Origin of the sequence: Streptomyces sp. NPDC003077 (genome assembly GCF_040611095.1) — a bacterium.
GTDB lineage: Bacteria > Actinomycetota > Actinomycetes > Streptomycetales > Streptomycetaceae > Streptomyces.
The window spans coordinates 1-25,902 of the sequence record NZ_JBEXNM010000009.1 but is presented as its reverse complement, the minus strand read 5'-3'; the positions used below and the strand labels follow the sequence as shown (position 1 = coordinate 25,902).

The window sequence follows — 25,902 nt, the reverse complement described above, 5'->3', positions numbered from 1 at the left end:
TTCCCCGTACCCCAGCGGCAAAAGAGCAGGGTTTTCACCAGGGTCATTCCTGATGTGAGCGGCAGGGCCCGGAAGACACGATTGACACCTCAACACACGTACAGCGAGGTGGAGATAGTGGACAGCCCAGTCATCGAACGTACCGGCGCCACCAGGTCGACGCGATGGTGGCCGAACGGGCTCGCAAGATCCGGGGTCGCCGCGACACTCGCCATGGCGATCGTCCTGACCGGCACCGTAATGGGGACCGCTCCCGCGCGGGCGGCGAACGTTGCCGGCGGCGGAGCGGGAGAAGCGCGCGCACCGGTGCACAGTCCCCCGGGCCCCGCCCTGGACTGGCAGCCGTGCGCGGAAAACGTGACGGCGCAGTGCGCCACGTTACGGGTCCCGGTGGACTGGACCGCGCCGAACGAGCCGAAGATCGGGCTGGCGTTGGCCAGGCGAACGGCCAGGACCCCGGAAGCACGGGTCGGCTCGCTGATATTCGGGCCCGGTGGACCGGGAGACAGCGGGGTCCAACGAATCATCGACATGAACCGATTCAGCGACACCCTGCGCGACCGGTTCGACATCGTCAGCTTCGACCCCCGGGGCGTCGGACGAAGCAATCCCATCCTCTGCTCGGACGACCTCATGGCCCGGAAGCCCTCACCGGCGATCAAGTCTCAGGCCGAGTTCGACGCCACGGTGGCGTACAACGACCGCCTGCGCGCGGACTGCCGGAAACACACCGGCGGCCCCGGATCGGTTTTCGACCACGTGGACACCCTCAGCACCGTCAAGGACCTGGAAGCGATCAGAAAGGCACTCGGCGAATCCACGCTGACCTTCCACGGCAGTTCGTACGGCACGCTCCTCGGCGAGCAGTACGCCGAGCGGTACCCGAGACGCGTCCGCGCCATGGTGCTGGAGAGCGTCATGGACCACAGCCTGCGGACCAGCGATTTCCTCACCAGCCAGGCGTCCACGGCCGAGGACTCCTTCGCCGAGTTCGCGGCGTGGTGCGAGCGCGACGAGAACTGCGCGCTGCACGGCCGCGACGTGCGCCGGGTCTGGGCGGGACTGCGGGAGCGCGCCGAGCGGGGAGAACTGACAGACCCCAGTAATCCGCAGAAGACACTGAACACATTCGAGCTGAGCGAAAAGGCGATAAAAGCGTTCTACGGCCCCAGGTGGACCACCTTCGCGAAAGACCTGGTGGCCATGGCCACGGGCGCGGGCGCCGGGAGGCGAACGGCGACCCCGCCCTCGGTCACAGAGAAACGGCCGATCGACACCCAGCCCCGAACGAAGCAGCCCGCACAAACTCGACCCGCACCAGCTCGGCCCACCCAAGCCCGCCCCGTGCCGGACAGCCCCGCACGAACGACTCCCCTGGTCACCCCGAATCCCACCGAACTCTTCTGCCAGGACTGGGACCTCCCGATACCCGACTACCGGGCCTACGCCCGGGAGCTGCGCCGCATGGAACGGCAGGCGCCCACCATGCGACACCCGCGCTCCTTGGGGCCCGTGATGACGTGCCTGGGCGCGCCGGAACGCGTCACCAACCCGCAGCACCGGCTGAAGGTGCGGGGCAGCCGGCCCATCCTCCTGACCAACTCCCGGCACGACCCGGCGACCAGCCACACCTGGGCCGCCCATGTCGCCCGGCAACTCGGCGGCCAGGGCGTCCTGCTCACCTACGAAGGCTGGGGCCACGGGACGTACATGAAGAGCCGATGTGTACGGGACACCGTCGACCGCTACCTCATATCGCTGGCCGTCCCCGCCCGTGGCACCACCTGCCCGGCCGAGGCACCGGCCGACTGACGAGCACCGGAACACGCCGAGCACCGGAACACGCCGAGCACCAAGGCGCACAACGACAAGAAGGCGCCACAGGAAGGGAAAGGAGGGAGGAGACAGCCAGTGATCAAGAAAGGGTGGCGGAAACGGTCACACCAGCAGCTCCGGGAGGTCCGCCGCGTGCACGATGGTCAGGCCGGAGACCGCTCGGGTCAGGCAGACGTAGAGGCGGCGCAGGCCGGTGCGCTCGTCGGGCTCGCCGTCCACGATGGCCGCGGGCTCGTCCAGCACCACGTAGTCGTACTCCAGGCCCTTCGCCAGGGACGCGGGCACGAGCGTGAGCCGGGCCTCGGGGGAGGTCTCCTGCCCGGGGTCCAGACAGGCCAGCCCGGCCGCCTCCAACTCGGCGCGCAGAGCGGGCACCCGCGCATCGGCGGTGATCAGGCCGATCGAGCCCTCCTTGGCGAGGGCGTCGTGGCAGGCGGCCAACACGGAGCCGTCGAGATCGTCCTGCGCGACCCGGCGAACCTCGAAGTCGCCCGCGGACTCGCGGATGGAGGTGGCGGGGGTGAGTTCGGGCGCGATGGCGGGGAGAAGCCGAGAGGCGTACGCGATGACCTCACGGGGTACTCGGAAGCCCTGCGTCAGTTCCTCCACGGCCGAACCGGGCTTGCCCAGGTGGGCCAGCGCCTCTTCCCAACTGCCCGTGGACCACGGTGTCGTGCCCTGCGCGATGTCGCCGAGTATCGTCGCCGAACCCGTCGTACAGCGGCGGCCCACCGCGCGGTACTGCATCGGCGAGAGGTCCTGCGCCTCGTCCAGCACCACGTGCCCCAGGGAATGCGTCCGGGATACCAGGTCCACCACCTCGTCGATCAGCACCGCGTCCGCCGCCGACCACTTGGCGCTCTTGATGCCGCGAGCGGGCTTGGCCCACAAGATCGCCTTCTGTTCCTCCGGCGTCAGGATGCCCTCGGCCTGCTCGGCCAGGAACTCCGCGTCGCCCAGCAGCCGGAGGACCAGCTTCGCCGGGTCCACCGCCGGCCAGACCGCCTTGACCACGGCCTTCACCGCCGCGTTGCGGGCCACCTGGTCCTGCACCCGGTCGTCCGGGGCCTCGCCCGCCTGCTCCATCCGGACGAGTACGGCGTGCGCGATCCGCTGCGGCAGGGCCTCACGCGCCGCGCCGTAACGGATGTCGCGGGCGAGCAGCTCGTCCACGATCTCCTGCAGCTCGTACGCGGGAACCCGCCAGCGGCGCGAACCACGCACCACGACACACGCTTCGGTGGGGGAGGAGACATGCGAGCGCACGGCCCGCCGCAGCACCTCGGCCATCCGTGCGTCACCCTTGATCATCGCGGCGGCGGCGTCATCGGTACCCCGCACCTCGACGTGCGCCACCAGATCGTCGATCGTGGCCTGCTTGACCTCCAGCTCGCCCAGGGCGGGCAGCACCTGCTCGATGTACTGGAGGAAGGACCGGTTGGGGCCGATGACCAGCGTCCCGGCGCGGGCCAGCCGCTCCCGGTGGGCGTACAGCAGATAGGCGACTCGGTGCAGACCGACGGCCGTCTTACCGGTGCCCGGCGCCCCCTGCACACACACCGTGCCGCCGATCCCGGCCCGGACGATCTCGTCCTGCTCGGGCTGGATCGTGGCGACGATGTCCCGCATCGGGCCGACACGCGGCCGTTCGATCTCGGATTGGAGCAGCTTGCTGGCCTGCTCGGCTTCCGCCGGGTCGGTCAGGTGCTCGTCCTCGTACGCGGTGAGCTGCCCACCCGTGTAGCCGAACCGACGGCGCAGGCGCAGGTCCATCGGGTCCTTCTTGGAGGCCCGGTAGAACGGCTGGGAGACGGGTGCGCGCCAGTCGATGACCATCGGGTCGCCGTCGGCGTCGTGGACGTGCCGGCGGCCGATGTAGAAGTTCTCCCCCTCCGCTCCCTCGGCCAGCTCCATGCCCGGGGCATGCAGATAGTCCAGGCGGCCGAAGAACAGCGGGGTGTGGGCGAGATCGGCGAGCGCCTTGATGCGGGCGTCGATCTCGCCCTGGAGGACCTCCGCGTTGACCCAGTTCGCGGTGACGTCCTTGATGTTCAGCGCCTCGGCGTCGGCCCGCATGGCGCGCAGCGCGGCGCGGGAGGCGGCGAGGTGGGCCCGCTCGCGCTCCAGCGGATCGGACGGGTCGACGGGTCCGGGTGGGGCGGAGTCGGCGGGCGGGGTGGTCGGATCGGTTGCGTGCTCAGGGGCGTGCGAGGGCACGGCGTGGCCTCCGGCGGTGCGGCGATGCGATGTACGACGGTCAGGCGGTGCGTGAACGAAGGACCGGCCGGTTTCCGTGCGGTCGGCGGCACTCCTCGGCGGGAGGCGGGCAGACCGGCGATTGTAGCTACCAGGTATCGCAGACGCGAACGCATTTCGTACGGGGCGGGGCGGAGGACGGGACCATGACCGCTCGCCGGAGAGGGCGCCCGGGCCCCGACCACTTCCTCATCTCAGGGTGCCCGAAGCCCCACCACACGCGGGGGAGCGCTACTGGGGCCGCCCCGAAAAGACGGGCGATGGGGCCGGGATCGCGCCCCGACCCGACCCCCACCACCGCCCGCCGAAGTGAGGCGTGTCCGCCGCCCCGCACCGGCAGGACGCCCGCAGCCCTCAAGGTGCCGACGTGCCCGCGTCCACCGGGGGTGGGGCGGCCTGCGAGGCGTCCGGTCCCTGCTTGGGAGCCTTCGCCGTGACCATGAGGCCCGCGATCACCGCCGCGAGCAGCATGATCCCGGCGCCCCACGCGATGGCGACGGTGAAGCCGTGCACCACACCGTCCTTGACGATCCCGCCGCGCACGGCGGGCGGCACCCGCCCCGGGCCCGCCCCGCCGGAACGCGCGGCGTCCGCCAGATGGGCCGGGATGTAACGGGAACTCGCCGACGTCGCGATCGTGTTGAGCAGCGCGGTGCCGATCGAGCCGCCGACCTGCTGCGAGGTGTTGAGGGTCGCGGAGGTGACCCCGGCGTCCTGGGGCGCGACGCCGTCGGTGGCGCTCGCCACCACCGGCATGAAGATCAGGCCCATGCCGAAGCCGACCAACAGCTCGGAGGGCAGGACATGCGAGGCATACGCGGAGTGAGCCGTCAGGAACGTCAGCAAGAACAGCCCGATCGCAGCCACAAACGCCCCGGGAACCATGAGGGCCCGGGGCGGTAGACGGTGCAGCAACCGTGCCGATATCTGCGTGGCGCCGATGACGATCGCCCCCGTCATGGGGAGGAACGCCAGCCCGGCTTTGACCGGGGAGTACCCCATAACGGTCTGGAAGTAGTACGTCATGAACAGGAACATCCCGAACATGGCGATTACCGCCAGGCCCATGGTCAGGAAGGAGCCCGCGCGGTTGCGGTTCCGGACGATGTGCAGCGGCAGCAGCGGGTAACGGGCCCGCCCCTGCCACCACGCGAAGGCGGCCAGCAGCACCGCACCGCCCACCAGCATCCCGATCACCAGCCCGTCGCCCCAGCCACGCGGTTGGGCCTCGCTGCACCCGTAGACGATGGCCACCAGCCCGCCGCAGCCGAGCAGAACCCCCGGCACGTCGAGCCGGGCGTTGCGGCTGCGGTCGGGCCGGTCGTGCAGGAAGACCAGCGCACCGGCGAGGGCGATGAGCGCGACGGGGATGTTGACGTACAGGCACCAGCGCCAGTCCAAGTACTCGGTGAGCAGGCCGCCGGTGATCAGCCCGATGGCGGCGCCGCCCCCCGCGATGGCGCCGTAGACGCCGAACGCCTTGCTGCGCTCCTTGCCGTCCGTGAACGTCGTCGTCAGCAACGACAGCGCGGACGGTGCCAGCAGCGCCCCGAAGGCACCTTGCAGCGCGCGAGCCCCGAACAGCAACGCCGGCCCATTGGCCGCACCACCGAGCCCCGACGCAAGGGCGAACCCGACCAGGCCCGTTACGAACGTGGTCTTCCGCCCCACCAGGTCGGCAATCCGTCCGCCGAGCAAGAGCAAACCACCGAACGCCAGGGTGTACGCCGTGATCACCCATTGCCGGTTGGCGTCAGACATTCCCAAATCTTGCTGCGCGGACGGCAAAGCGATATTCACGATCGTGGCATCCAGCACCACCATCAATTGCGCAAGCGCAATAACAACAAGCCCCCACCACCGCCTAGGATCCGGCGCCACAGCCGACGCCCCCCGTCCCTCTTGCACTCGATTGTTTTCACGGCTCTGGTCCTGGCTCATAAAGACCCGCTCCCGCCGGTCGGTCCGGTCACGGCCACGAAATGATCGAAAGGCGCACGCGTGGCCGGAGCATTCCTCCCAGCGTAGGCAAAGGGTGGGGGCGGTGCCTCCGGAGGGAGGGACTCCTCACGGGATCACGAGATCACGGGATACGGGGGCAAGTGCCGTGTACGCCACGGTGTGCGTCGACCCGGGTGGGCGCCTCCGGTAGCTGTGGTCGCCCAGCAGCTTGTCAGCGCAGAACCGGGGCATGTGCCGAAAGGGCCGCCGCGCGATCCGATCGGCTGCGTGCGAATGCGCCGCTGGTCAGTGCTCTGAAGGAAGATGTTTTTTTATCAGAGCCATTCGATGGCCCAGTTGCAATCACTGAAAAACTCGGCCAAAGAGGGTGAGTTTTCCACCCAGTAGTCACCGTATCCGGATGCGAAATGTGAATCGTTTGCTAGGAGTATTAGGTAGCTGGGTGGAGTATCCGGGAGTTCTTGGATGCGGACATATTTGCCGTGCTCCTGCCCTGATGTTATATGGCCAACCCTGTCGATGTGAATCATTTGGCCCCCTGGTCCCCCTGCACTGATTGGGTGGTCGCGAAGTGTTGTCCTGTCGACCGGTTGGACCTCTCAAGTGGTCGCCGGTCATGGCCATGGAGCTGCGCCTCTGGTTCGTCGATCTGGCTATCCTGGATGCCCCGGCGCCTTTGTTGGCCAATCTTCGAGGTCGCGAACGGTTCCTTCCAAACGGTTCTCGAACTCCTCGGTAGTGAGTTTCCCGCTGTCGAACTCGTGCCACGTTTCCGTCAGTCGTTCCGGTATTTCGGCCAGTTCCATCAGCAGGTCGGCAAGGTTTTTCGCCGGGGACGGACGTTTTCCCTTCGGTCAGTGTCCAGAGATTCGCGGCGGCTTCGGCTGCGATACCACGTCCAGCGAGTGCCACGACGGGCCATGAAACACGTGGATCCACGGTCACTTGAAGTAGAACGTCAATGACCTCGGAGTTCCTTACGGCCATTCCCTACCTCCGGCTGCAGAAGATGCGCTTGTCGGTGAACCCGGTCTGGAGCTGTGGCGCGGTGTCGCGACCACGCGGAGAAGTGAGAGAACGGGCGCCGTTTCCCCGCCAAGTTACTGGCGTTTTCCGCCAAGGGCGAGGGTGATCAATGCCATGTCCTCGTTGGCCGCCAGGCAAAATGCTTGATCGGTGGACGCAATCGCCCATGCTGCTTCACTGAAAGGTAGGCCGATTGCTTGCTGTTCGTCCACTAGCCGGGAAGGCGACAGGAGCCAGTTGTGCCTTGATGTGTCCAGCGACCATTCGACATTCTTGGCCGTCGTTGTGCAAGTTTCGCGGTTTGTGCGCTCCTTTTTTATTGTGCGCTCGTGATAGCGCCAAGCGACGTATGGGACCTGAAGGTATCCGTATTCTGGGTTCACGCCGACCGAAATCCTGATCCACTCAAGTGCCCTCAAGGTGCGCAGGGCTTGCATGATTTCTTCTCCGGTTGGCAGGGTTATGGTTTCTCCGCGTTTCACTGCAATGGTCGTCATGGTCGCCGTCCGTCTCTAATGCCAACGGATCCGGTGAAAGATACCCCAGCGTCCGAGGAATGGAACTGGAAATAGCTGTAACAAAGCTCTGTCTCCGGGGCGAAGCGCTGTCCTGGGAACCACGGCGAGGTATTCGTTGTGGTGTCCTCGTCCACGTGGTGGTGCCCCAGAGGACGGTTCTGGTGCGCCGGGCCGGTCGCTCGATTCGGGGACACGAGGTGCTGACGGCAGAGTGAGAAGCGGATTCCGGCTGTCCAGCGATCTTCGGCCGTCAGGGGCGTGGCGCCCTGACCCCTAAGGGTTGGTCCCTCTCCCGTAGGGGGCAGGGTCGACCTGTGGTCGGACGTCTCTGCCGTTCGGGTTAGATCTGCGGGCCGATGTCTGGAAGGCGCGGGAAAACCACTATGGAGACATGAGCACTGCGACCTTCACCCCGGGCCCCGCCACCACGTTCCAGGGCGCCACCGCGCTCGGACCCGACCAGGCCGCCGCTTCGTCCGGCGGTACGCACGAGCACCGTCACTTCGTGGGCAACGCCCTGCGGGCGGTCAAGGTATTCGCCGCGGCGGCGTTCAGCGTCGTCGTCCTCGGGGAGTACACCGACGCGGAGAAGTGAGGACGGGGGCCGCCGGTGGCCCACTTCCGTCCTGTCGCGCCATCGATCGTGGCGTCGTCACCGCGCCCCGAAGCCAGCGCCCCGAAGCCAGAGCCCCGAAGCCATTGAGCCCCCGTCGTCCGCCTCCGTTCCGCCCCTCGACCGCGGGCCGGCAACCGCAGCCCCGACCCGTCAGCACAGCTCCACCGCCCCACCCCAGGAACCACCACCTCAGGAACCTCCGTCCCCAGCGCGTCATCTCAAAGGCCGGAAAGCCTTGTGGACAGTTCACGGCGATCGACTAGCGTCGCCGCAGACGGTTGGCAGGGAGTAGGCAGAGGTGCGCATACCGTGATGGATGCGGGCGGAGGTTGAGGAGGTTCGGGAGTTGAGTGCCCCCGAGGGGACACGGCCGCGCTCGCGGTCGGAAACGCGAGCCAGTGTGTGGACGCGGCCGTGGACGGGGGGCCGTCGCGGGCTGGTCTTCGCCGTCCTTCTTCTCCTCGTCTCCCTTACCGCGCTGGGGTTGCTGTATCGGTTCGTGGCCTTGCCGATGTCCGACATAGTGGTCTATCGGGCAGAGGGTGAGGCCGCCGTCACCGGCGCCGATCTGTACGGCTTCCGCGTCACCAAGTGGCATCTGCCCGCCACCTATCCGCCGTTCGCGGCGCTCCTCTTCATCCCCACGACGTGGTTGTCGGTCGGCGCGCTCAAGTTCGCCTCGGTCGTCGTCAATGTCGGGCTGCTGGCCTTGCTGGTTCATCTGTCCCGTAAAGCCGCGTACGTGGGGAGCGCGATCAGGCAGGGTGACGCGGCCCGGACACGTCGGCGGGACGGAACCATGCGCGCCGTGGCCGTCGTAGCGGCCGCCACCGCGCTCGCCATCTGGCTCGAACCGGTTTTTCAGACGTTCGTCTTCGGGCAGATCAATCTGGCTCTGACCTGCGTGGTTCTGTGGGACCTCGGGCGTCCGGACGGCGCGCGTTTCAAGGGGCTGGCCACCGGGCTGGCCGCCGGCGTCAAGCTCACCCCGGCGATCTTCGCGGTGTACCTGCTGATCACCGGCCGGGTGCGGGCCGCCTTCACGGCGCTCGGCGGCTTCGCCTTCTCCGTGGCGCTCGGTGCGCTCGTCCTGCCGGACGCGAGCGTGGATTTCTGGACGCGGCGGATGTTCGAGACCGAGCGGGTCGGCAAGGTCTGGATCGTGGACAACCAGTCGTTGCAGGGGCTGGTGGCCCGCGTCCTGCACGTGAAGGCGCCCGGCACCGTGTGGATGGTGGCCGCGGCGCTCACCGCCGTGGCGGGGCTGCTCGTCGCCCGGCGGGTGTACCGGCGGCGCGGCCTGGATGCGTGGGGCGTGCTGTGCACGGCCGTGACGGCGCTACTCGTGTCGCCGATCAGCTGGTCCCACCACTGGGTGTGGTGCGTGCCGCTGCTCGTCCTGCTCGCCACGCACACCCGGGGTCTGCGGTGGCGGCAGGTGCTCCTGGGCGTGGTGGCGCTGGCGTTCACGGCGCGTTCCATGTGGGTGGTGCCGCACCAGGGCGCCCGGGACCTCCACCTGCCCTGGTGGCAGCAACCGCTGGCGGCGCCGTATCCGCTGCTGGGGCTGGTGATGCTGGCGGCGGTCGCCTGGTGGGCCGGGCGGACCGGTTCCGTACGCGATGACGTGGGGATGCGGTCGGCGCGGGCGGACGCCGAGGGCCGTACCGGCCTGGCGGGGGCGGGCCACCGTACGGTGCCCCCGCCCCGCAGGGACGAGGACGCCGAGGTGGAGGCGGGGAGCGGAACGCGTACGGGGTGAGCTGCCGCTTTGTGGGCCCGGGCCTTTCGTGGGCCGCAGGCCCCTCGCGGACCTCGTGCACCTCGGGCCCCTCGCGGACCTCGGGCGCCTCGCGGGCCCGCGCCCTCACGAGCCGCCGACCACGGAACCCGTAGGCCGCGAACGTCTCGGCCCCCGGCCCGCCTCGCCTACCCCTCCGCCAGCACCTCGTCCGCGTCCACGATCCGGTACGCGTAACCCTGCTCGGCGAGGAAGCGCTGCCGGTGGGCGGCGAAGTCCTGGTCGACGGTGTCGCGGGCGACGACCGAGTAGAAGCGGGCCTCGTGGCCGTCCGCCTTCGGGCGCAGCACCCGGCCCAGGCGCTGGGCCTCCTCCTGGCGCGAGCCGAAGGTGCCCGAGACCTGGATGGCGACCGTGGCCTCCGGCAGGTCGATGGAGAAGTTCGCGACCTTGGAGACGACCAGGACGGAGAGCTCGCCCTCGCGGAAGGCGTCGAAGAGCTTCTCGCGCTGGGCGTTGGTGGTCTCGCCCTTGATGACGGGCGCGCCCAGGTGTTCGCCGAGCTCGTCGAGCTGGTCGATGTACTGGCCGATGACGAGGGTCTGCTCGCCCTTGTGCTTGCGCACCAGCGCCTCGGTCACCCGCTGCTTGCTGGCGGTGGTCGCGCAGAACCGGTACTTCTCCTCCGTCTCGGCCGTCGCGTACGCCAGCCGCTCGGAGTCGGTCAGGTTGACGCGCACCTCGACGCAGTCCGCGGGCGCGATGTAGCCCTGCGCCTCGATCTCCTTCCACGGCGCGTCGAACCGCTTCGGGCCGATGAGCGAGAAGACGTCCGACTCCCGCCCGTCCTCCCGCACGAGCGTCGCGGTCAGCCCGAGGCGGCGGCGCGCCTGGAGGTCCGCGGTGAACTTGAAGACCGGCGCGGGCAGCAGGTGCACCTCGTCGTAGACGATCAGGCCCCAGTCGCGGGAGTCGAACAGCTCCAGGTGCGGGTAGACACCCTTCCGCTTGGTGGTCAGCACCTGATAGGTGGCGATGGTGACCGGGCGGATCTCCTTGCGGGTGCCGCTGTACTCGCCGATCTCGTCCTCGGTCAGCGAGGTCCGCTTGACGAGCTCGTGCTTCCACTGGCGGGCCGAGACGGTGTTGGTGACGAGGATCAGCGTGGTCGCCTTGGCCTGCGCCATCGCGCCCGCGCCGACCAGCGTCTTTCCGGCGCCGCAGGGCAGGACGACGACGCCGGAGCCGCCGTGCCAGAAGTTCTCCACGGCCTGGCGCTGGTACGGGCGCAGCGTCCAGCCGTTCTCGTCCAGGTCGATCGGGTGGGCCTCGCCGTCCACGTAACCGGCCAGGTCCTCGGCCGGCCAGCCCAGCTTGAGCAGCGTCTGCTTGATCTGGCCGCGCTCGGAGGGGTGCACGATCACGGTGTCCGGGTCCAGCCGGGCGCCCACCAGGGGCTGGACCTTCTTCGACCGCAGGATCTCCTCCAGCACCGGGCGGTCGGTGGTGGTCAGGACGAGGCCGTGCGCGGGGTGCTTGGACAGGGTCAGGCGCCCGTAGCGGGACATCGTCTCCGCGATGTCGACCAGCAGGGCGTGCGGGACGGGGTACCGCGAGAACTCCACCAGCGCGTCCACGACCTGCTCGGCGTCGTGCCCGGCCGCGCGGGCGTTCCACAGGCCCAGCGGCGTCACGCGGTAGGTGTGGATGTGCTCCGGCGCCCGCTCCAGCTCCGCGAAGGGGGCTATGGCGCGGCGGCACGCCTCCGCCTGGTCATGGTCCACCTCCAGGAGCAGCGTCTTGTCGCTCTGGACGATGAGGGGTCCGTTCACGTCCTCGCCTTTCGCCTCGCCTCGACCGCGGCCCGGCCGCGGCTCGACCGCCGTACGGCCGTCCGGCCGCCGTCGCGGCCAAACGTCCAGTGTGCCGCATCGGCGGGGGTGGGTGCGGGGCGCGCGGCGGTAGGAGGGAAGCGTTGAGGCGGCAGTGCGGGAGGGACGGCGGGGATTGGTCCTGAGGGGGGATCTCGGCCCTGAATTAGGCAGAACTTGCCCACGACGGGCCCCCGAACCTGGGTAGCTTGGGAAGGACAGACGCTGTCGCAGCGGAGGGAGGTCGTCGTGCTGTTGCGCTTCCGGGTGGAGAACTACGCCTCTCTGCTGGACGAACAGGAGTTGAGCCTCATCGCCTCGGGGGAGTCGGAGGGCCTGGCCACGACCGTGGTACCCAGTGCCAACCTGTCGGTCCTGCCGGTTGCCGCGATCTTCGGGGCGAACGCCGCGGGCAAGTCCAACGCTCTTCTCGCGCTGGCGTACATGCGGGACGTGGTGCTCGATTCGCATCGGCGGTGGCTACCCGACGGCGGTGTGCAGCGTGTCCCTTTCTTGCTGAGCCGGCGAGGCAAGGATGAACCGTCGACGTTCATCACCGACATGGTCGTCGGCGGGGTGCGATACGAGTACGGATTCTCGGTCAACGACGAGTGTGTTCTGGAAGAATGGCTGTACAGCTACCCTCATCAGCGTCGTAGGGTTCTCTTCGAACGGTGGGAGCGGCGTTTCCGGTACGGTGACAGCTTCGCCGGTCGTCGCAAGCTGATCGAGGATATCGTCCGGCCCAACAGTTTGTACCTTTCGGCGGGAGCCAGTAACAGTCATCCCTTACTCAGTGACCTGTACCGGTGGTTCCGTCAGCACGTGAAAATCGCCACGGACGATAATTACGGCGCCCGGCTGTACGAAACGATCCATCAGTGGCAAAACCGTGACGGCGGCCGTATAGAACGGCTCCTTCGGTTCGCGGACCTGGGTGTGGAAAGCCTGAAGCTCTCCGATCAATCCTTCGATGAGGAGACGATCCGCCGAGCCGTACAAGCGATGCGCGTCATCGTTCCGGAATTCAAGGACGCCGACGCCTTGGAAAAGGACCTGAAGTCACTCAGGCGGCTACGGCTCATTCACCGCGGCAGTGACGGGCCGGTGCCTTTGCATCCGTCGTTCGAGTCGAGTGGCACCCGGACGTGGGCGGGGCTGCTCGGGCCGATCGTCTCCGCGCTGGACGACGGCGGGGTGCTGGTGATCGACGAACTTGACGCACGCCTGCACCCTCACTTGGCAGCCAGGCTCATCGGGCTGTTCCAGGACCCGAAGATCAACCGGCACGGCGCCCAGTTGATCTTCAACACCCACGACGCCACCTTGCTGGCCCCTCACTCGGAGGCCCGGTTGCGACGGGACCAAGTGTGGGTTGCAGAGAAGGATGCGGGCGACAAGGAATCGGGCATGGCGGGCGCCACACAACTCATCCCGCTCATCGAGTACCGCCCCAGGGACCGGGTGGAGAACCTGGAGAAGCGGTACCTCGCTGGTCGGTACGGTGGGGTTCCCTATTTCGACGACGAATTGATCGAAGATTTGGCCTCGGTCGGCCGGGAGTGAAGAGTTGGCAGCTCGACGTGTTGAACGGCCACTCAAGCGAGGCAAGAAGAACAGCAGGGAACCGCACGCGCGGCACCTCATTTATTGCGAGGGAAAGAACACCGAGCGCATTTACCTGAGGGGTGTGCGCGGGGAATTGCGAAACGATCCGGTGACGATCGTGGTGGGCCCCGGGCACGGGGAGCCCCTGGGGTTGGTGCGGGCCGCCGCCAGGCACGCGAAACGCTTGGCGGCCGATCCTGATGATTGCTTCGACCGAGTGTGGTGCGTCATCGACGCCGAAGCTCCCCGGAACCATCCGAGCCTGGCCGAAGCGTTGCGTGAGGCGAAGCGTAAGGGAATCACCTGCATTGTTTCGGAACCGTGCTTCGAATTATGGTTGATCTTGCACTTCAAGGATCAAGTCGGCTACCTCACCACTAAACAAGCTCAGGACGTGCTGGGGACTCTGCTGCGTGGCTACTCCCCGGACGACGGCAAATCGTTCGACTACGAGCGCGTGCAGCCGTCACGGAGCGCCGCATGGCAACGCGCGGAGCTGATGCACCGGCACCACACCGTCGACGGCGGCGACAGGTGCGGGACCAACCCGTGCACGTCCATGGGCGAGCTGCTGACGGCCTTGGGATTCCGGAGATAGAAGTCATGGCCTGGCCGGGGAACTGCGCCCTGGTTCCCCGCTCACAGAGCCCCCCGGCTGCGGCAGCCCCCTCACGGTGCCGTCTCGTCCGCCAGTTCCGCCACGCCGGTGATGCGGTGCAGGGCGAAGGTGCGGACCTCGTCGGTGGTGTGGTCGTAGGCGGTGACGAAGCCGCCCTCTACGCGGACCGGGGCGATCACGCGTTGGCTGGCGGCGCCGTCGGCGTTGACGTAGCCGATCCAGACGGCGTCGCCGGTCAGGACGGCGGCCTGCATGGTGGCGAGGGTCTCGGCGGAGGTGGTGCGGGGCAGGCGGCCGGGGGGCGCGGTGGGGGTGGCGGCGGGGGCGGGCTTGCGTTCGGCAGTGGCGGCGAGGTCGCCGGCGCGGATGGCGCGGACGGCGGCTTCCAGGAGCCGGTCGTCGGGGAGGGGCGGGCCCTCGGGGACGGGGGCCGGGGCGGTGCGGGGCGGGGTGCGGTAGCTATCGGCGCGGGCGATGACGAGGTCGCCTTCGGGGGACTCGGCGGCGGGCGCGTAGCCCATGGCCCGCAGGAGCTCCAGCACCTGGTCCGGGGCGGCCTGCGCGGCCAGCACGGTCGGGGCCAGGCGGCGCAGCCGCAGGGCGACGGCGCGGCGGTCGGCAAGGATCTCCGAGAGCAGCGCGTCGTCGTCGCTGCGGAGGTAGGCGGAGGCCGCGCCGACGCGCAGGTGGCCGTGGCGGCGCGCCACGTCGTCGATGAGGTAGGCGAGCGGCTGCGGTACGGGCGTCCGGGAGTGCTCGGTCAGGAAGGCGCGCAGTTCGGCGGCGGTGCGGCCGGTGTCCAGGGCGCGGCGGACGGAGGCGGGGGTGAAGCGGTAGACGGTCGCCCCGCCCTTGGACTCGACGTCGGCGAGCACGCCGAGCGCGTCGGCCAGCGGGCGGCGCAGCGGCCCCGGGGCGACGGCGGTCAGGTCGGCCTGGAGAAGGACGTGGTCCAGCGGCTCGGGGAGGAGGGGGGCGAGGAGGCCGGTGGCGCGGGCGGTGGATTCGGGGGTGGGGAGGTTGGTGGGGAAGCTGGTGGGGGTGGCTGCGGTGGCTGCGGTGGCTGCGGTGGCCGCTGTGGTGGTCGGGGCTTCCGGGGTGGGGGACTTCTTGCGGCGGGTTGTTTTACGGGGCTTCGCCGGGGTGGCGGCGCCGGTCCCGTTGGTTCCGCTGGAGCCTTCGGGCCCGCTGGGGCCTTCGGTGCCTACGGGGCTCCCGGTGCCTTCGGTGCTTTCGGGCTCGGGCAGATCGAGGAGGGCGCGGGCGAAGGTGGAGAGGGCGCCGCGGCCGGTCAAGCCGAGGAGTTCGGCCTCGGCGAGGGTCCACTGGGCGAGGCGGGTGCGGAGGTCGTCGGGGGCGGCGGAGGCCTGAGGAGCCGAGGTGGAGGTGGAGGCGTTGCGGGCCGCGTTGGCGTCGGGGGTGGTGGCGTTCCCCGGGCCGTCCTGCGGGACGGTGGCGGTTCCCGTGGGGCCGCCGTTGACCTGGGCCGACGCGGTCGGGGTGCTCGCGGCCTGCGCCGATGAGCCCAGAGTGCCCGCCGGACCCCCGTTGACCTGCGCCGACGAGCCCGGGGCGCCTGCGGGGCCGCCGCCGGCCTGGGTGGACGAGCCCGGAGCGCCCGCAGCGCCGCCGCCGGCCTGGGCGGGCGCGGCCGTGCGGGACGGGCGGGGGCCGGTGGCGGCGGGGGTGATCGGAGCGGCGCCCCGTAGGGGGCGGTCCCAGCGGAGGCGGGACAGGACCGCTTCGGCCGGTACGGCGGAGCCGGGCGGCAGCGTCCCCAGGAGGGCGAGGGTGCGGCGCCGGATCTCGGGGGCCACCGAGCGGTCGAGGTTGGGGCCGAGGGCGGAGAGTGTGCGGCCCTTGGGGTCGGCGCTGCCGACCAGGCCCGCCGTGCGGGTCGCGGTGAGCCACGCGGTGGCCAGATGGGCCCAGCGCCGCTCGGCGGGCAGCGCGAGCCAGTCCTCGGCGGCGGGCGTGGGCGCGTACCGCTCGTCGGCCTCGCCGTCGGAGGCCAGCAGCCCGGCCGCGTATGCCAGTTCCAGCCAGAAGGCGGCGAGCGGTTCCGTGGTGTCCAGGGCGGTGGCGGTCCGCTTGAGGTCGCGGACGCTCAGGCCACCGGCCCGCAGGACGGGCGGGCCGCCCAGATCCCATTCCTTGAGCAGTTCCTCGACGGTGGCCAGGGCGGTGAACGCCTGGCCCGCCGCCGCGTTGTCCACCACGCGCGCCGACCGCTCGGTCACGGGCGCGAGGGACGGCGGCAGCGGCTCGGGCGCGCGGTGCGCGCGGCCCGCGCGCAGGTGGAGGGCGGCCTCGCGCGGCAGGACGACGTTGCGCGGCCCGGCGGGCAGCAACAGCCCGCGTTCGAGCAGCCATTGGAGGTGCGGGGCCGGCCGGTCGGTGATCGCGCCGTAGGGCGGGCCCCAGCGGAGCCGGTCCAGGACGGCGAGCGCCTCCGGGGGCGCGGTGGCGAGCAGCTCCGCCATACGGGTGCGGTCCTCGAAGAGTTCGGTGAGCGCGGCGACGGCGGTCACCGGGTCGTGCGTGGGCGGCAGCCCCGCGGCGGCGATGATCTCCTGCAACCGGCCGGGCGACATCCCCGCCGTGGCCTCCGCCACGGTCGGCCCGAGCCCGGTGGGGGACGGGCGGGTGGCGCCGGGGCTCAGCAACTCGCGGGCCGTACGCACCAGGCGCAGCCGGTCGTCACCACCCCAGACCAGGGCCTGCGCGCGCAGGGCGGCGAGGGCGCGGGGGAGTTCCGCGGTGATCCGGGTGGGGGAGGGGGACTCGGGGGTGCCGTCGTCCGTGGGGGCTTCCCCGGCCGCGTCGGGAGTCTCGCTCGCGTCGGGAGTCTCGCGCGCGTCAGGAGTCTGGCGGGCGTCAGGAGTCTGATGGGCGTCGGACGACTCGTACGCGTCGCCCGCCATGAGGCGGGCCAGGACCGGGTACGGGCACGGATCGGGAGCGACCGCCAGCGCCTCCGCGGTCTGCAGCGCGAACCGGTCCAGACGCTCGACGGCGCGGACGACCGAGGCGCGGGTACCGGCGCGGGTGGCGAGTTGCGTGAGGTCACCCGGAACCGGGTTGAGCAGATCGGGACGCGCCCGCAGCAGATCGGCGAGCTCGGCGTCGGGGCGGGTGCGGAGCTCTTCTGCGAGGGTGCGGGGGGTGTCGCTCATCCGACCCACGGTAGCCGAGCCCCCTGACGGGAGCGGTGTGGCGAGGGCGGGGCCGACCTCCATGGGGGTGCGGAAACCGGCTTCCCCACAGTGTGCTTCCCAAGACCGTGTCCCGTCGGTCGGCCCCCTCCGTCAGCGGGCCCGGTAACGTCAGCGCCTGAAGGCCGAGGGCGGGACGAACCGGGCCCGGCGCACCACTCGCCACGCGTCGACAAGGGACTCTCCGTGGGGATCGAAAGCGATCAGCTGGTCTTGGACTACCTGAGCCGGGTCGGCGACCTGGCCCAGCAGCGCGGGCTGACGTCGGCGGCCCGGATGCGCCTGGTGTCCGGGCTGCGTGCGGAGCTGGAGCCGCAGCGGGCGGGCAGCCCCGCCGTGGTCCGGCGGGCACTGGCCCGGTTGGGCAGCCCCGAGGCGGTGGTGGCCGCAGCGGTCGCGGAAGGGGCGGCGGGTGACGGGGCGTCGTCGTCGCGTGAGGCCCGGGAGGCCCGAGAGGTCCGAGAGGCCCACGACTTCCGTGACGGGGCGGGCGCGGGCAAGGGAACGGCGGTCGGAGGGGTCGCGGGCGGGCGAGCGGGGAGCGCCGGGCCCGCCGCACCACCCGGCGTGAACGGATCGGGCCCCCACGCCACGGGCGCGAACTCCCTCCCGGACGCCCGGGCCAAGCTGACCGGATGGGTCAAACGGGGCGGGCTCGACCGGCTCGGCGGGCTGACGCGGAAGGTGCTGCCCGCGCCGCGGGGGGAGGAGCGGCCCGCCGTACCGGATGACGCCGCGACGAAGGCCCCGAAGAACGCGCGCGAGAACGTTCCGGAGGAGGCGCCGGAGGACGTCGCCTCGCCCCCTCACCTCGCGGGCCCGGACGAGCTCGGGGACCCCGCCTCGGATGCCGACTGGTGGCGGGTGGAGCCGGGGCCGTTCGCCGTGGACGACACCCCGCTGAGCCCGTTCATGGCGGACGGTCCGTTCGGCCCCTACGGACCGGGTGAGACGGTGCCCGGCTTCGTCGGCGGGATCGAGATCCCCGAAATGCGGGAGCGGCCGAAGGGGGACGGGCCGCCGTCCCTGGAGAAGGACGGGACGCGAGCCGACCGGTCCGAGGGGGCGACGTCGATCGACGGAAGCCCGATCGACGGCAGTCCGGCCGACGGCAGCCCGGCCGATGGCAGTCCGTTCGGCAAGGCGTTGTTCGGCAAGGCGCCGTTCGGCAAAACGCCCCTGGGCAAGACGACTTCGGGCAGCCCGGCGCTGGACAAGGCCGCGGCCCCGGAAGGAACGCCGCCCCTCGGAGGGACGGCGACCGGCGGCTCCGTCGAGAGCGCTCCCGCCCGCCCCCTCTGGCGGCGGGTGACCGCCTGGCCGCGGCAGCGCGGCGCCGGGGCCGCGTCGGGCGGCGACCGGGCCACGTCGGGTGGAGCCGGGGCTACGTCGGGCGGCCAAGGCGCCGGGGCCGCGTCGGGTGGCGAGGGTGCCGGTTCCTGGATGTCCGCGGCGTCCGCCAGCCCCGTGCTCCTGCTGGCGACCGTCCTCCTGGTGGCCGGCGCCGTGCTCGGTTCGTGGCTGCCGCTAGTGGGCGGCTGGGCGCTCGCGTACACCTCGCGGCGGTTGAGCCGCACCGAGGCGAAGTTCGCCGCGCTGGGGGTGCCGGCTCTGCTGGTCGGCGGGCTGCTGGTGTGGATGTGGGGGCGGTCGGACGGACGGTGGGGCGAGCCCTTGGCGCAGGCCCGTTTGGGGCAGGCGTTGAGCGAGGGGTTCCCGGTGGCGATCCGGATCGCGGCCGTCGCCTCCGCCCTGTTCCTGGTGTGGCGGATGCGCCGGGTGGCTCGGTAAGAGGCCGCCTGCCTTGGTTGAGGCGTACCTCGTTGACGGGTCGTGTGCCTCATGACGGGCCGTGCTGCCCTTATACGGGTCGCGTGCCTAATGACGGGCCGTGGGCCTCGTTGAGAGGACGGCGCACGCCCCCACCCCCTCCCCGCCTACCTCAACTTCGCCCGCAACTCGTCCAGGATCCGCCCCGCCGCCGTATAACCGATGCCCTGGATCCAGAGCTGATCGTCGACGCGGTGCGCGCGCCCGTTCTTGACCGCGCGGAGGTTCTTCCACAGGCCACCGCCGGTGATCTGGGACTCCTTCGACTTCTCCGGGCTGCCGTAGGTGGCGTAGAAGAGCGCGTCGGCGTCGGCCTTGTCGATCTGCTCGGGGCCGACCTCCACCATCAACCCGTCCTCGGAGCCGTCGACCACCGCCGTGGGGGCGGTGCCGATGTCGTCGAGGACGGTGCCGATGTAGCTCCGGCAGCCGTAGACACGGGTGTCGGCGCCCTCGATGAAGCGGACGACGTTGACCGTGAGCTTCTTGGCCGCCGCCGGACCGCCGAGCGCGTCGGTGACCTTCCTGGCGTGCGCTTCGTACGCCGAAACCACTCGTTCGGCTTGCGGAATCCGGCCCAGCGCGGCGGCGTGCGTGGCGAAGTTCTGCTTCCACGGGTAGCCGGTGCTCTCCGTCATGACCGTCGGCGCGATGGCCTTGAGCTGCTCGTACCGCTGGCCGTCGCGGACCTTGCTGGTCAGGATCAGGTCGGGCTTCAGGGCGGAGACGGCCTCCAGGTTGGGCGCGCCGATCCTGCCGACGTCCTGTATGCCGGTGAGCCGGTCCTTGGGCAGGTAGTCCAGGAAGCCGGTGGCCACGTCCGAGCGGGTGGCGCCGACCGGTTTGACGCCGAGGGTGATCGCGGAGTCCAGTTCGGCGGTGTCCAGGACGACGACCCGGTGCGGCGCGTTCGGGACTTTCACGGGGCCCATCGCCGTGGCGACGGTGTGCTCGCCGCCGCCGGGGGCGGGCGCCGCCCAGGCGGTACGAGGCTGCGCCGGGCAGTGGGCGGCCCGGAACGAGCCGTCGGCGGAGGCGGCGGAGCCGCCCCCGGAACCGCAGCCGGCCAGCGCCAGCGCACCGGCCAGTGCACCGGCCAGGGCGACGCCCGCGGCCCGGACGGCGGCGCGGCGTGGGACGGGAGGAGCGGTGAACGCAGACATAGCGGCCCCTTTCGGCCGGGACGGGGAAGGAGTTCGGCTGCCAAGGCTCGGCGGGGTTCGGCTGCCAAGGTTTGGCTGCCGGGGTTCGGTTGTGAGGGTTCGGCTGCGAGGGTTCAGCTGTCTGGGGACGACCACGGCCGTCCCGGTACGACCAGCGGTGAGCCCGTCACCGGATCCGGCACGACGACCGCTTCCAGGCCGAAGACCCGGCGGACGAGCGCGGCGGTGACCACCTCGGACGGCGGGCCCTGCGCGACGATCCGGCCGCCCTTCATCGCCACCAGGTGGTCGGCGTAGCGGGCGGCCTGGTTGAGGTCGTGCAGGACGGCGACCACCGTCCGGCCGCGGTCGTGGTTGAGCTGCCGTACGAGGTCCAGCACCTCCACCTGGTGCGCGATGTCCAGGTAGGTGGTGGGCTCGTCGAGGAGGAGGAGATCGGTCTCCTGGGCGAGCGCCATCGCGATCCAGACGCGCTGCCGCTGGCCGCCGGAGAGCTCGTCCACGGGCCGTCCGGCGAGCCGCGCCACGTCCGTACGCTCCATCGCCTCCGCGACCGCCCGCTCGTCCTCCCGGGACCACTGCTGCCACCAGCGCTGGTGCGGCTGACGGCCGCGCGAGACGAGGTCGGCGACGGTGATCGCCTCCGGCGCGACGGGCGCCTGCGGGAGCAGGCCGACCGTCTGGGCGATCTTCTTGGTGGGGGTGCGCGCCAGGTCCGCACCGTCCAGGAGCACCGCCCCGCCGCGCGGCTTCAGCAGCCGTCCGAGGGCCCGCAGCAGCGTGGACTTGCCGCAGGCGTTGGGCCCGACGACGACGGTGACGGCGCCGTGCGGCACGTCCAGGTCCAGGCCCTCGACGACCGTGCGGCTGTCGTAGGCGAGGGTCAGCTCCCGGGCGGCGAGCCGACTGTGGATGTCGCCGCGCGCTGTGTCGCCGCGCGCTGCGTCGGCGGTGCCCGTGTCGGCGGTGCTCGTTTTGGTGGTGCCCGTCGTCCTCTGGGCCTCGGGCGGCTCCTGTCCGGGGGCCAGAGGGCCGGGGGGAGCATCCCCGGCCCCGTCCGTCGTCCGGACGCGCTCGCTGCTCTCCGTCACGCTTTCCCTCCCGCACGTCACGCTTTCCCTCCCGCGCCACGGCCGCGCGCGCCGTGGCTCCTCACGATCAGCCGGATCAGGTACGGGGCCCCGACCGCCGCCGTCAGCACGCCCACCGGCAGCTCCGTCGGCGCGAAGAGCCTGCGGGCCAGCAGGTCGCCCAGGACGACGATGAACGCGCCCAGCAGCGCCGAGCACAGCAGCGGTATTTGGGCCGTGCGGGTCAGCCGGCGGGCGATCTGCGGGGCCAGCAGGGCGACGAAGTCCACCGGGCCCGCCGCGCCGGTCGCCGTCGAGGCCAGGACGACGCCCAGCGCGACCAGCCCGAACCGGACCCGGCCGAGCCGGACGCCGAGGGCGGTGGCCGTGTCGTCGTCCAGGGACACCGTCCGCTGGGCGCGCGCCGCCCACAGGACGCCCGGCAGCAGGACCAGCAGCGCCCAGCCCAGCGGGGCGGCCTCCGCCCAGCCGCGCCCGTTGAGCGAACCGGTCATCCACACCTGCGCCTGCTGGGCGACCAGGTAGTCGCCCTTCGTCAGGAACAGATGGGTCACCGAACGCAGCGCGACCGCGCACCCGATGCCGATCAGCACGAACCGGGTGGCGTGCAGCCCACCGCGCCACGCGAAGACGTACACCAGCCCGGCGGCGAGCACCCCGCCGGCGACGGACAGGTAGGGCAGCACGGCGTACGAGGTCACCCCGAAGGTCATCGCGCCGACCGTCAGCGCGCTCGCGCCCTGCGTGATCCCGATGACGTCGGGGCTGGCCAGCGGGTTGCGGGCGACCGTCTGGATGAGCGCCCCGGCCACTCCGAACGCCAGCCCCACCAGCAGCCCCACCGTCATCCGGGGCAGCCGCAGCGTGCCCACGACGAGCGCGTGCGGGGAGGGCTGCCCGAGGACGACCTTCGCCGCCTCGACGGGCGGGACCAGGCGGTCGCCCACGCAGAGGTACGCCAGGCAGGCGGCGGTCAGCAGCATCGCCAGGATCACGGCGACCATGCCCGCCCGGCGGTGCAGGAGGAACGAGCCGCGGCCGGACCGGGCGAGGGCGTAGCCGGTGGGGCGCAGGGGGGCGTGGCTGGGGGCGGTGGGGACGGCGGTCATGGGTGGGCTCCCCTCGTTGCGGGCTTCGTCCTCGTCGAGAGGCGCGTCATGCCGCCACCGCCTGCCGACGCGGATTGCGGGTCGGGTGTCGTCCTCGTCGAGAGGCGCGTCATGCCGCCACCGCCTGCCGACGCGGATTGCGGGTCGGGCCTCGTCCTCGCCGAAGGCGCGTCACGCCGCCACCGCCTGCCGACGCGGATCGCGGGTCGGGTCTCGTCCTCGTCGATAGGCGTGCCATGCCGCCACCGCCTGCCGACGCGGATTGCGGGTCGGGCCTTGTCCTCGTCGAAAGGCGCGTCATGCCGCCACCGCCTTCCGGCGGACCAGTGTCACCAGGAACGGGACGCCGATCAGGGCCGTCATCACGCCGGCCGGCACCTCCGAGGGCGGGAAGACGATCCGTCCGACGGTGTCCGAGACGAGCACCACGACCGGGCCGAGGAGCGCGGCCATCGGCAGCACCCAGCGGTGGTCGGTGCCCACGAGCGCGCGGGCCAGGTGTGGCACGGCGAGTCCGACGAAGGCGATCGGCCCGGCCGCCGCGACCCCCGCGCCGGTCAGCACCGTCGCGCCGAGCCCGCCCACGATCCGTACGGTCGCGACCTTCTGCCCCAGCCCCCTGGCGACGTCCTCGCCGAGCGCCAGCGCGTCCAGCCCGCGCGCCACCGACAGCACCAGCACCGCGCCGACCAGCAGGAACGGCCAGGTCCGCGCGACCACGTCGGCGTCCCGGCCGGAAACCGAGCCGACCTGCCAGAACCGGAACTCGTCCAGCGCGGCGGCCCTCGTCGTCAGCACCGCCATCGACACGGAGACCAGCAGCGCGTTGACGGCCGCGCCCGCCAGCGCGAGCTTCACCGGCGTGGCGCCGCCGCGCCCGCTCACGGCCACCGCGTACACGGCGACGGAGGCGAGCCCCGCCCCGGCGAACGCGAACCAGACGTACCCGGTCAGGGTGTGCACCCCCGCGAACGACAGCGCCAGCACCACGCCGACCGACGCGCCCTGGCCGATGCCGAGCACGCCGGGGTCGGCGATGGGGTTGCGGGTGATGCCCTGGAGCGCGGTGCCCGCCAGGGCGAGCGCGGCGCCGACCATCAGGCCGATGAGCGTGCGCGGCAGCCGCAGGTAGCGCACCACCTGCGCGGCGTCCCCGCCCCCGCCGTGCGTCAGCGCGTCGAGCACCTCGGAGGGCGCGAGCGGCCGGCTGCCGACGGCCAGGGAGAGGAACACCGCCAGCAGCAGGGCGGCCACCGCCACCGTCGTCCAGCGGACGCGTCGGGCGGTGGTGCGTGCCGTCATGACGTGCGGGGGCCGGATACGGCGGCGCCCGCCTCGGGGATCGGGAGGCATGGGTCCAGGGCGACTGGCATCGGTTCCATTTCGCGGTCGCGCGGTGGTGCGGCGCGTCCCGGGATCCGTGAGGGCTCACGGGATCCGTGCGCGCTCACGGGGGACGCGGGCGCTCATGGGGGACGCGTGCGGGCGGGACGGTGGAACGGGACTACGGGCCCGGACGAGCGGGGCCACGGGCCGGTGGAGGGGGAGTACGGGCCGGTGGAGCGGGGCTACGGGCAGGGCAGGGATCTGTGGGCCGTGCGGATCTATGGGCCGCGTAGGTCTACGGGCCGTGCAGGTAAGGCAACGCTAAGTCTACGGCTCGGCCCTGCCCCGGGCGCCGAACGGAAGGCACGCACAATGGGCGGCATGGCTTCCCACCCCTTTACGGTCGGTTTCGACCTCGATATGACCCTGATCGACTCCCGCCCCGGCATCAAGGCCGCGTACCAGGCGCTGTCCGCGGCGACCGGCGCGTACATCGACGCCGACCTGGCGATCACGCGGCTCGGCCCGCCGCTGGAGGAGGAGCTGCGGGTCTGGTTCCCCGAGGAGCGGGTGCGGGAGGTCGCCGACATGTACCGCGAGCTGTACCCGACCCACGCGATCGCGCCGACCCTGGCGATGCCCGGCGCGCGGGAGGCGCTGGCCGCCGTGCGGCGGCTGGGCGGCCGGTCGGTCGTCGTCACCGCGAAGTTCGAACCGAACGCCAAGCTGCACCTGACCCACCTGGGCCTCGAAGCCGACGCGGTGATCGGTTCGCTGTGGGCGGAGGCCAAGGCGGAGGCGCTGCGCGAGCACGGCGCGAGCGTCTACGTGGGCGACCACGTCGGCGACGTGCGCGGCGCGCACACCGCCGGCGCGCTCTCCGTGGCCGTCGCCACCGGCCCCTGCGACACCGCGGAACTGGGCGCGGCGGGCGCCGACGTCCTGCTGGACGACCTGACGGCCTTCCCGGCCTGGCTGGAGAGGCACGTGGGGAAGGCCTGAGCGGCACGGCGCGGGGGCCGCTCGGTGGAGGGGGCTCCCGGCGTTACGAGCCGAGGCCGCCGTGCGGGCCCGGTGCTGCGAGCTTGAGGTTGCCGCGCGGGCCTGGTGTTACGAGCCCGAGGTTGCCGCGCGGGTCCGGTGTTACGAGCCCGAGGTCGCCGCGCGGGCCCGGCGCCGCTGCTCCCGTACGGAGCGCAGCACTCCACCCCCCGCGATGACGAAACCCACGCCCATCAACATGCAGACCCAGTAGAAGACCGACGGAAGCGGGTCCGCGCCGATGAACAGTGGGGTCATAGTGGCGAGAGTGGCCACCGCGCCAATCAGGAAAACAATCGCGCCGATTCGTACCAGCAGATCCCCGGCCTGGGGCGTTTCGTCAGACACACGACCAGGGTAAGTCGGGGCCAGAAGCGTGGAGGAACCACCCGGCGACGTCTTGTCACCAGGCACCGGACCATTAGCCTTGGTGGTGGCGGGTCCTGTGGCCCGCTGCACTGCTATCCGGACCTGTTTTTTGCGGCAGGAATCCGCAGTGGCCGAGAATCCAGTAATTTTCCGACGAGTACGAGGACGAGGACAGACGGTGCCTACCGGCAAGGTCAAGTGGTTCAACAGTGAGAAGGGCTTCGGCTTTCTCTCCCGCGATGACGGCGGCGACGTCTTCGTACATTCGTCGGTGCTGCCCGACGGCGTGGACGCACTCAAGCCGGGCCAGCGTGTCGAATTCGGCGTCGTGGCAGGCCAGCGTGGTGACCAGGCGCTCTCGGTGACCATCCTCGACCCGACACCGTCGGTGGCCGCGGCCCAGCGCCGCAAGCCGGACGAGCTGGCGTCGATCGTCCAGGACCTCACCACGCTCCTGGAGAACGTCGCCCAGCAGCTCGAACGCGGCCGGTACCCCGACAAGGCCCACGGCGGGAAGATCGCGGGCATGCTGCGGGCGGTCGCCGACCAGTTGGACGTCTGAGTCGCGGGGCCCTTGCGCGGGTGGCCGCGCGGGGGCCGGGAAGCGACGGGGGGGGCCGGGGTTTACCGCGCGCCCCGCGCGGTTTAGTGGGGGGGGGCCGCGAGATGCGCGTATTCCGCGTAATCCCCGCGGGCCCCAGAGTG

General features: G+C 71.2%; 18 protein-coding genes and 1 pseudogene. 8 read left to right on the top strand and 11 right to left on the bottom strand.

The window, feature by feature from the left end; genetic code table 11:
* Nucleotides 1–89 precede the first annotated feature (89 nt).
* Nucleotides 90–533 (bottom strand): hypothetical protein, encoded by a 444-nt coding sequence (locus ABZX96_RS08740; protein WP_355540117.1) that lies wholly within the window; start codon nt 531–533, stop codon nt 90–92.
* Here ABZX96_RS08740 and ABZX96_RS08735 point away from each other — a divergent pair.
* Nucleotides 532–1,812: an alpha/beta fold hydrolase gene (locus tag ABZX96_RS08735; protein WP_355540114.1), complete on the top strand. Its 1,281-nt coding sequence runs from the start codon at nt 532–534 to the stop codon at nt 1,810–1,812. The genes ABZX96_RS08740 and ABZX96_RS08735 overlap by 2 nt on opposite strands.
* A gap of 126 nt (nt 1,813–1,938) precedes the next feature.
* On the opposite strand, the gene ABZX96_RS08730 is transcribed toward ABZX96_RS08735, so the two are convergent.
* From ABZX96_RS08730 to ABZX96_RS08720, 3 genes are all read right to left on the bottom strand, one after another.
* Nucleotides 1,939–4,053 (bottom strand): AAA family ATPase, encoded by a 2,115-nt coding sequence (locus tag ABZX96_RS08730; protein ID WP_355540111.1) that lies wholly within the window; start codon nt 4,051–4,053, stop codon nt 1,939–1,941.
* A gap of 393 nt (nt 4,054–4,446) precedes the next feature.
* Nucleotides 4,447–6,033 carry an MFS transporter gene (locus ABZX96_RS08725; RefSeq protein WP_355540108.1) on the bottom strand — a complete coding sequence of 529 codons (1,587 nt, stop codon included), beginning with the start codon at nt 6,031–6,033 and terminating at the stop codon, nt 4,447–4,449.
* Nucleotides 6,034–7,154: 1,121 nt separating this feature from the next.
* Nucleotides 7,155–7,577, bottom strand: a complete 423-nt coding sequence (locus ABZX96_RS08720; RefSeq protein ID WP_355540102.1) for a hypothetical protein — start codon at nt 7,575–7,577, stop codon at nt 7,155–7,157.
* 412 nt (nt 7,578–7,989) lie between these two features.
* Between ABZX96_RS08720 and ABZX96_RS08715 the strand changes: the two genes are divergently transcribed.
* Both ABZX96_RS08715 and ABZX96_RS08710 read left to right on the top strand, forming a co-directional pair.
* On the top strand, nt 7,990–8,193 hold the full coding sequence (locus tag ABZX96_RS08715) for a hypothetical protein (protein ID WP_355540099.1): 204 nt from the start codon (nt 7,990–7,992) through the stop codon (nt 8,191–8,193).
* Between the two features lie 532 nt (nt 8,194–8,725).
* A pseudogene (locus ABZX96_RS08710) lies at nt 8,726–9,826 on the top strand (glycosyltransferase 87 family protein); the annotation flags it as partial.
* A gap of 317 nt (nt 9,827–10,143) precedes the next feature.
* Here ABZX96_RS08710 and ABZX96_RS08705 read toward each other — a convergent pair.
* Complete coding sequence (locus ABZX96_RS08705; RefSeq protein WP_355540096.1) at nt 10,144–11,787, bottom strand: DNA repair helicase XPB; 1,644 nt, start codon at nt 11,785–11,787, stop codon at nt 10,144–10,146.
* A gap of 288 nt (nt 11,788–12,075) precedes the next feature.
* Between ABZX96_RS08705 and ABZX96_RS08700 the strand changes: the two genes are divergently transcribed.
* Nucleotides 12,076–13,392 (top strand): ATP-binding protein, encoded by a 1,317-nt coding sequence (locus ABZX96_RS08700; RefSeq protein ID WP_355540093.1) that lies wholly within the window; start codon nt 12,076–12,078, stop codon nt 13,390–13,392.
* 4 nt (nt 13,393–13,396) lie between these two features.
* Nucleotides 13,397–14,032 (top strand): RloB family protein, encoded by a 636-nt coding sequence (locus tag ABZX96_RS08695; RefSeq protein ID WP_355540090.1) that lies wholly within the window; start codon nt 13,397–13,399, stop codon nt 14,030–14,032.
* A gap of 71 nt (nt 14,033–14,103) precedes the next feature.
* On the opposite strand, the gene ABZX96_RS08690 is transcribed toward ABZX96_RS08695, so the two are convergent.
* Nucleotides 14,104–17,229 carry a helicase-associated domain-containing protein gene (locus ABZX96_RS08690; protein WP_355540087.1) on the bottom strand — a complete coding sequence of 1,042 codons (3,126 nt, stop codon included), beginning with the start codon at nt 17,227–17,229 and terminating at the stop codon, nt 14,104–14,106.
* A gap of 225 nt (nt 17,230–17,454) precedes the next feature.
* Between ABZX96_RS08690 and ABZX96_RS08685 the strand changes: the two genes are divergently transcribed.
* The gene (locus ABZX96_RS08685) at nt 17,455–19,059 is read left to right on the top strand and encodes a hypothetical protein (RefSeq protein ID WP_355540084.1); all 1,605 of its coding nucleotides are present in this window, start codon (nt 17,455–17,457) and stop codon (nt 19,057–19,059) included.
* Between the two features lie 146 nt (nt 19,060–19,205).
* Here ABZX96_RS08685 and ABZX96_RS08680 read toward each other — a convergent pair whose 3' ends face one another.
* The 4 genes from ABZX96_RS08680 to ABZX96_RS08665 all read right to left on the bottom strand — a co-directional run bounded on the left by ABZX96_RS08680 (nt 19,206) and on the right by ABZX96_RS08665 (nt 23,763).
* Nucleotides 19,206–20,261: an iron-siderophore ABC transporter substrate-binding protein gene (locus ABZX96_RS08680; RefSeq protein ID WP_355540082.1), complete on the bottom strand. Its 1,056-nt coding sequence runs from the start codon at nt 20,259–20,261 to the stop codon at nt 19,206–19,208.
* A gap of 113 nt (nt 20,262–20,374) precedes the next feature.
* Nucleotides 20,375–21,175, bottom strand: a complete 801-nt coding sequence (locus ABZX96_RS08675) for an ABC transporter ATP-binding protein (protein WP_355540511.1) — start codon at nt 21,173–21,175, stop codon at nt 20,375–20,377.
* Nucleotides 21,176–21,369: 194 nt separating this feature from the next.
* Nucleotides 21,370–22,461, bottom strand: a complete 1,092-nt coding sequence (locus ABZX96_RS08670; RefSeq protein WP_355540079.1) for an iron chelate uptake ABC transporter family permease subunit — start codon at nt 22,459–22,461, stop codon at nt 21,370–21,372.
* Between the two features lie 297 nt (nt 22,462–22,758).
* A complete protein-coding gene (locus tag ABZX96_RS08665) occupies nt 22,759–23,763 on the bottom strand; it encodes an iron ABC transporter permease (RefSeq protein ID WP_355540076.1) in 1,005 nt (334 codons plus the stop codon).
* A 405-nt stretch (nt 23,764–24,168) separates the two neighbouring features.
* Between ABZX96_RS08665 and ABZX96_RS08660 the strand changes: the two genes are divergently transcribed.
* On the top strand, nt 24,169–24,789 hold the full coding sequence (locus ABZX96_RS08660) for an HAD family hydrolase (RefSeq protein WP_355540073.1): 621 nt from the start codon (nt 24,169–24,171) through the stop codon (nt 24,787–24,789).
* A 141-nt stretch (nt 24,790–24,930) separates the two neighbouring features.
* Here the strand turns inward: ABZX96_RS08660 and ABZX96_RS08655 are convergent, their stop codons facing one another.
* On the bottom strand, nt 24,931–25,176 hold the full coding sequence (locus tag ABZX96_RS08655; protein ID WP_355540070.1) for a hypothetical protein: 246 nt from the start codon (nt 25,174–25,176) through the stop codon (nt 24,931–24,933).
* A gap of 199 nt (nt 25,177–25,375) precedes the next feature.
* On the opposite strand from ABZX96_RS08655, the gene ABZX96_RS08650 reads away from it, so the two are divergent.
* The gene (locus ABZX96_RS08650; protein WP_355540067.1) at nt 25,376–25,759 is read left to right on the top strand and encodes a cold-shock protein; all 384 of its coding nucleotides are present in this window, start codon (nt 25,376–25,378) and stop codon (nt 25,757–25,759) included.
* Nucleotides 25,760–25,902: the final 143 nt, after the last annotated feature.

Excerpts from the sequence above, each read along its gene's own strand:
- ABZX96_RS08735 (WP_355540114.1), top strand. The coding sequence starts at position 532 with ATGAACCGATTCAGCGACACCCTGCGCGACCGGTTCGACATCGTCAGC.
- ABZX96_RS08740 (WP_355540117.1), bottom strand. The coding sequence starts at position 533 with ATGTCGATGATTCGTTGGACCCCGCTGTCTCCCGGTCCACCGGGCCCG.
- ABZX96_RS08725 (WP_355540108.1), bottom strand. The coding sequence starts at position 6,033 with ATGAGCCAGGACCAGAGCCGTGAAAACAATCGAGTGCAAGAGGGACGG.
- ABZX96_RS08720 (WP_355540102.1), bottom strand. The coding sequence starts at position 7,577 with ATGACGACCATTGCAGTGAAACGCGGAGAAACCATAACCCTGCCAACC.
- ABZX96_RS08715 (WP_355540099.1), top strand. The coding sequence starts at position 7,990 with ATGAGCACTGCGACCTTCACCCCGGGCCCCGCCACCACGTTCCAGGGC.
- ABZX96_RS08690 (WP_355540087.1), bottom strand. The coding sequence starts at position 17,229 with ATGAGCGACACCCCCCGCACCCTCGCAGAAGAGCTCCGCACCCGCCCC.
- ABZX96_RS08680 (WP_355540082.1), bottom strand. The coding sequence starts at position 20,261 with ATGTCTGCGTTCACCGCTCCTCCCGTCCCACGCCGCGCCGCCGTCCGG.
- ABZX96_RS08670 (WP_355540079.1), bottom strand. The coding sequence starts at position 22,461 with ATGACCGCCGTCCCCACCGCCCCCAGCCACGCCCCCCTGCGCCCCACC.
- ABZX96_RS08665 (WP_355540076.1), bottom strand. The coding sequence starts at position 23,763 with ATGACGGCACGCACCACCGCCCGACGCGTCCGCTGGACGACGGTGGCG.
- ABZX96_RS08660 (WP_355540073.1), top strand. The coding sequence starts at position 24,169 with ATGGCTTCCCACCCCTTTACGGTCGGTTTCGACCTCGATATGACCCTG.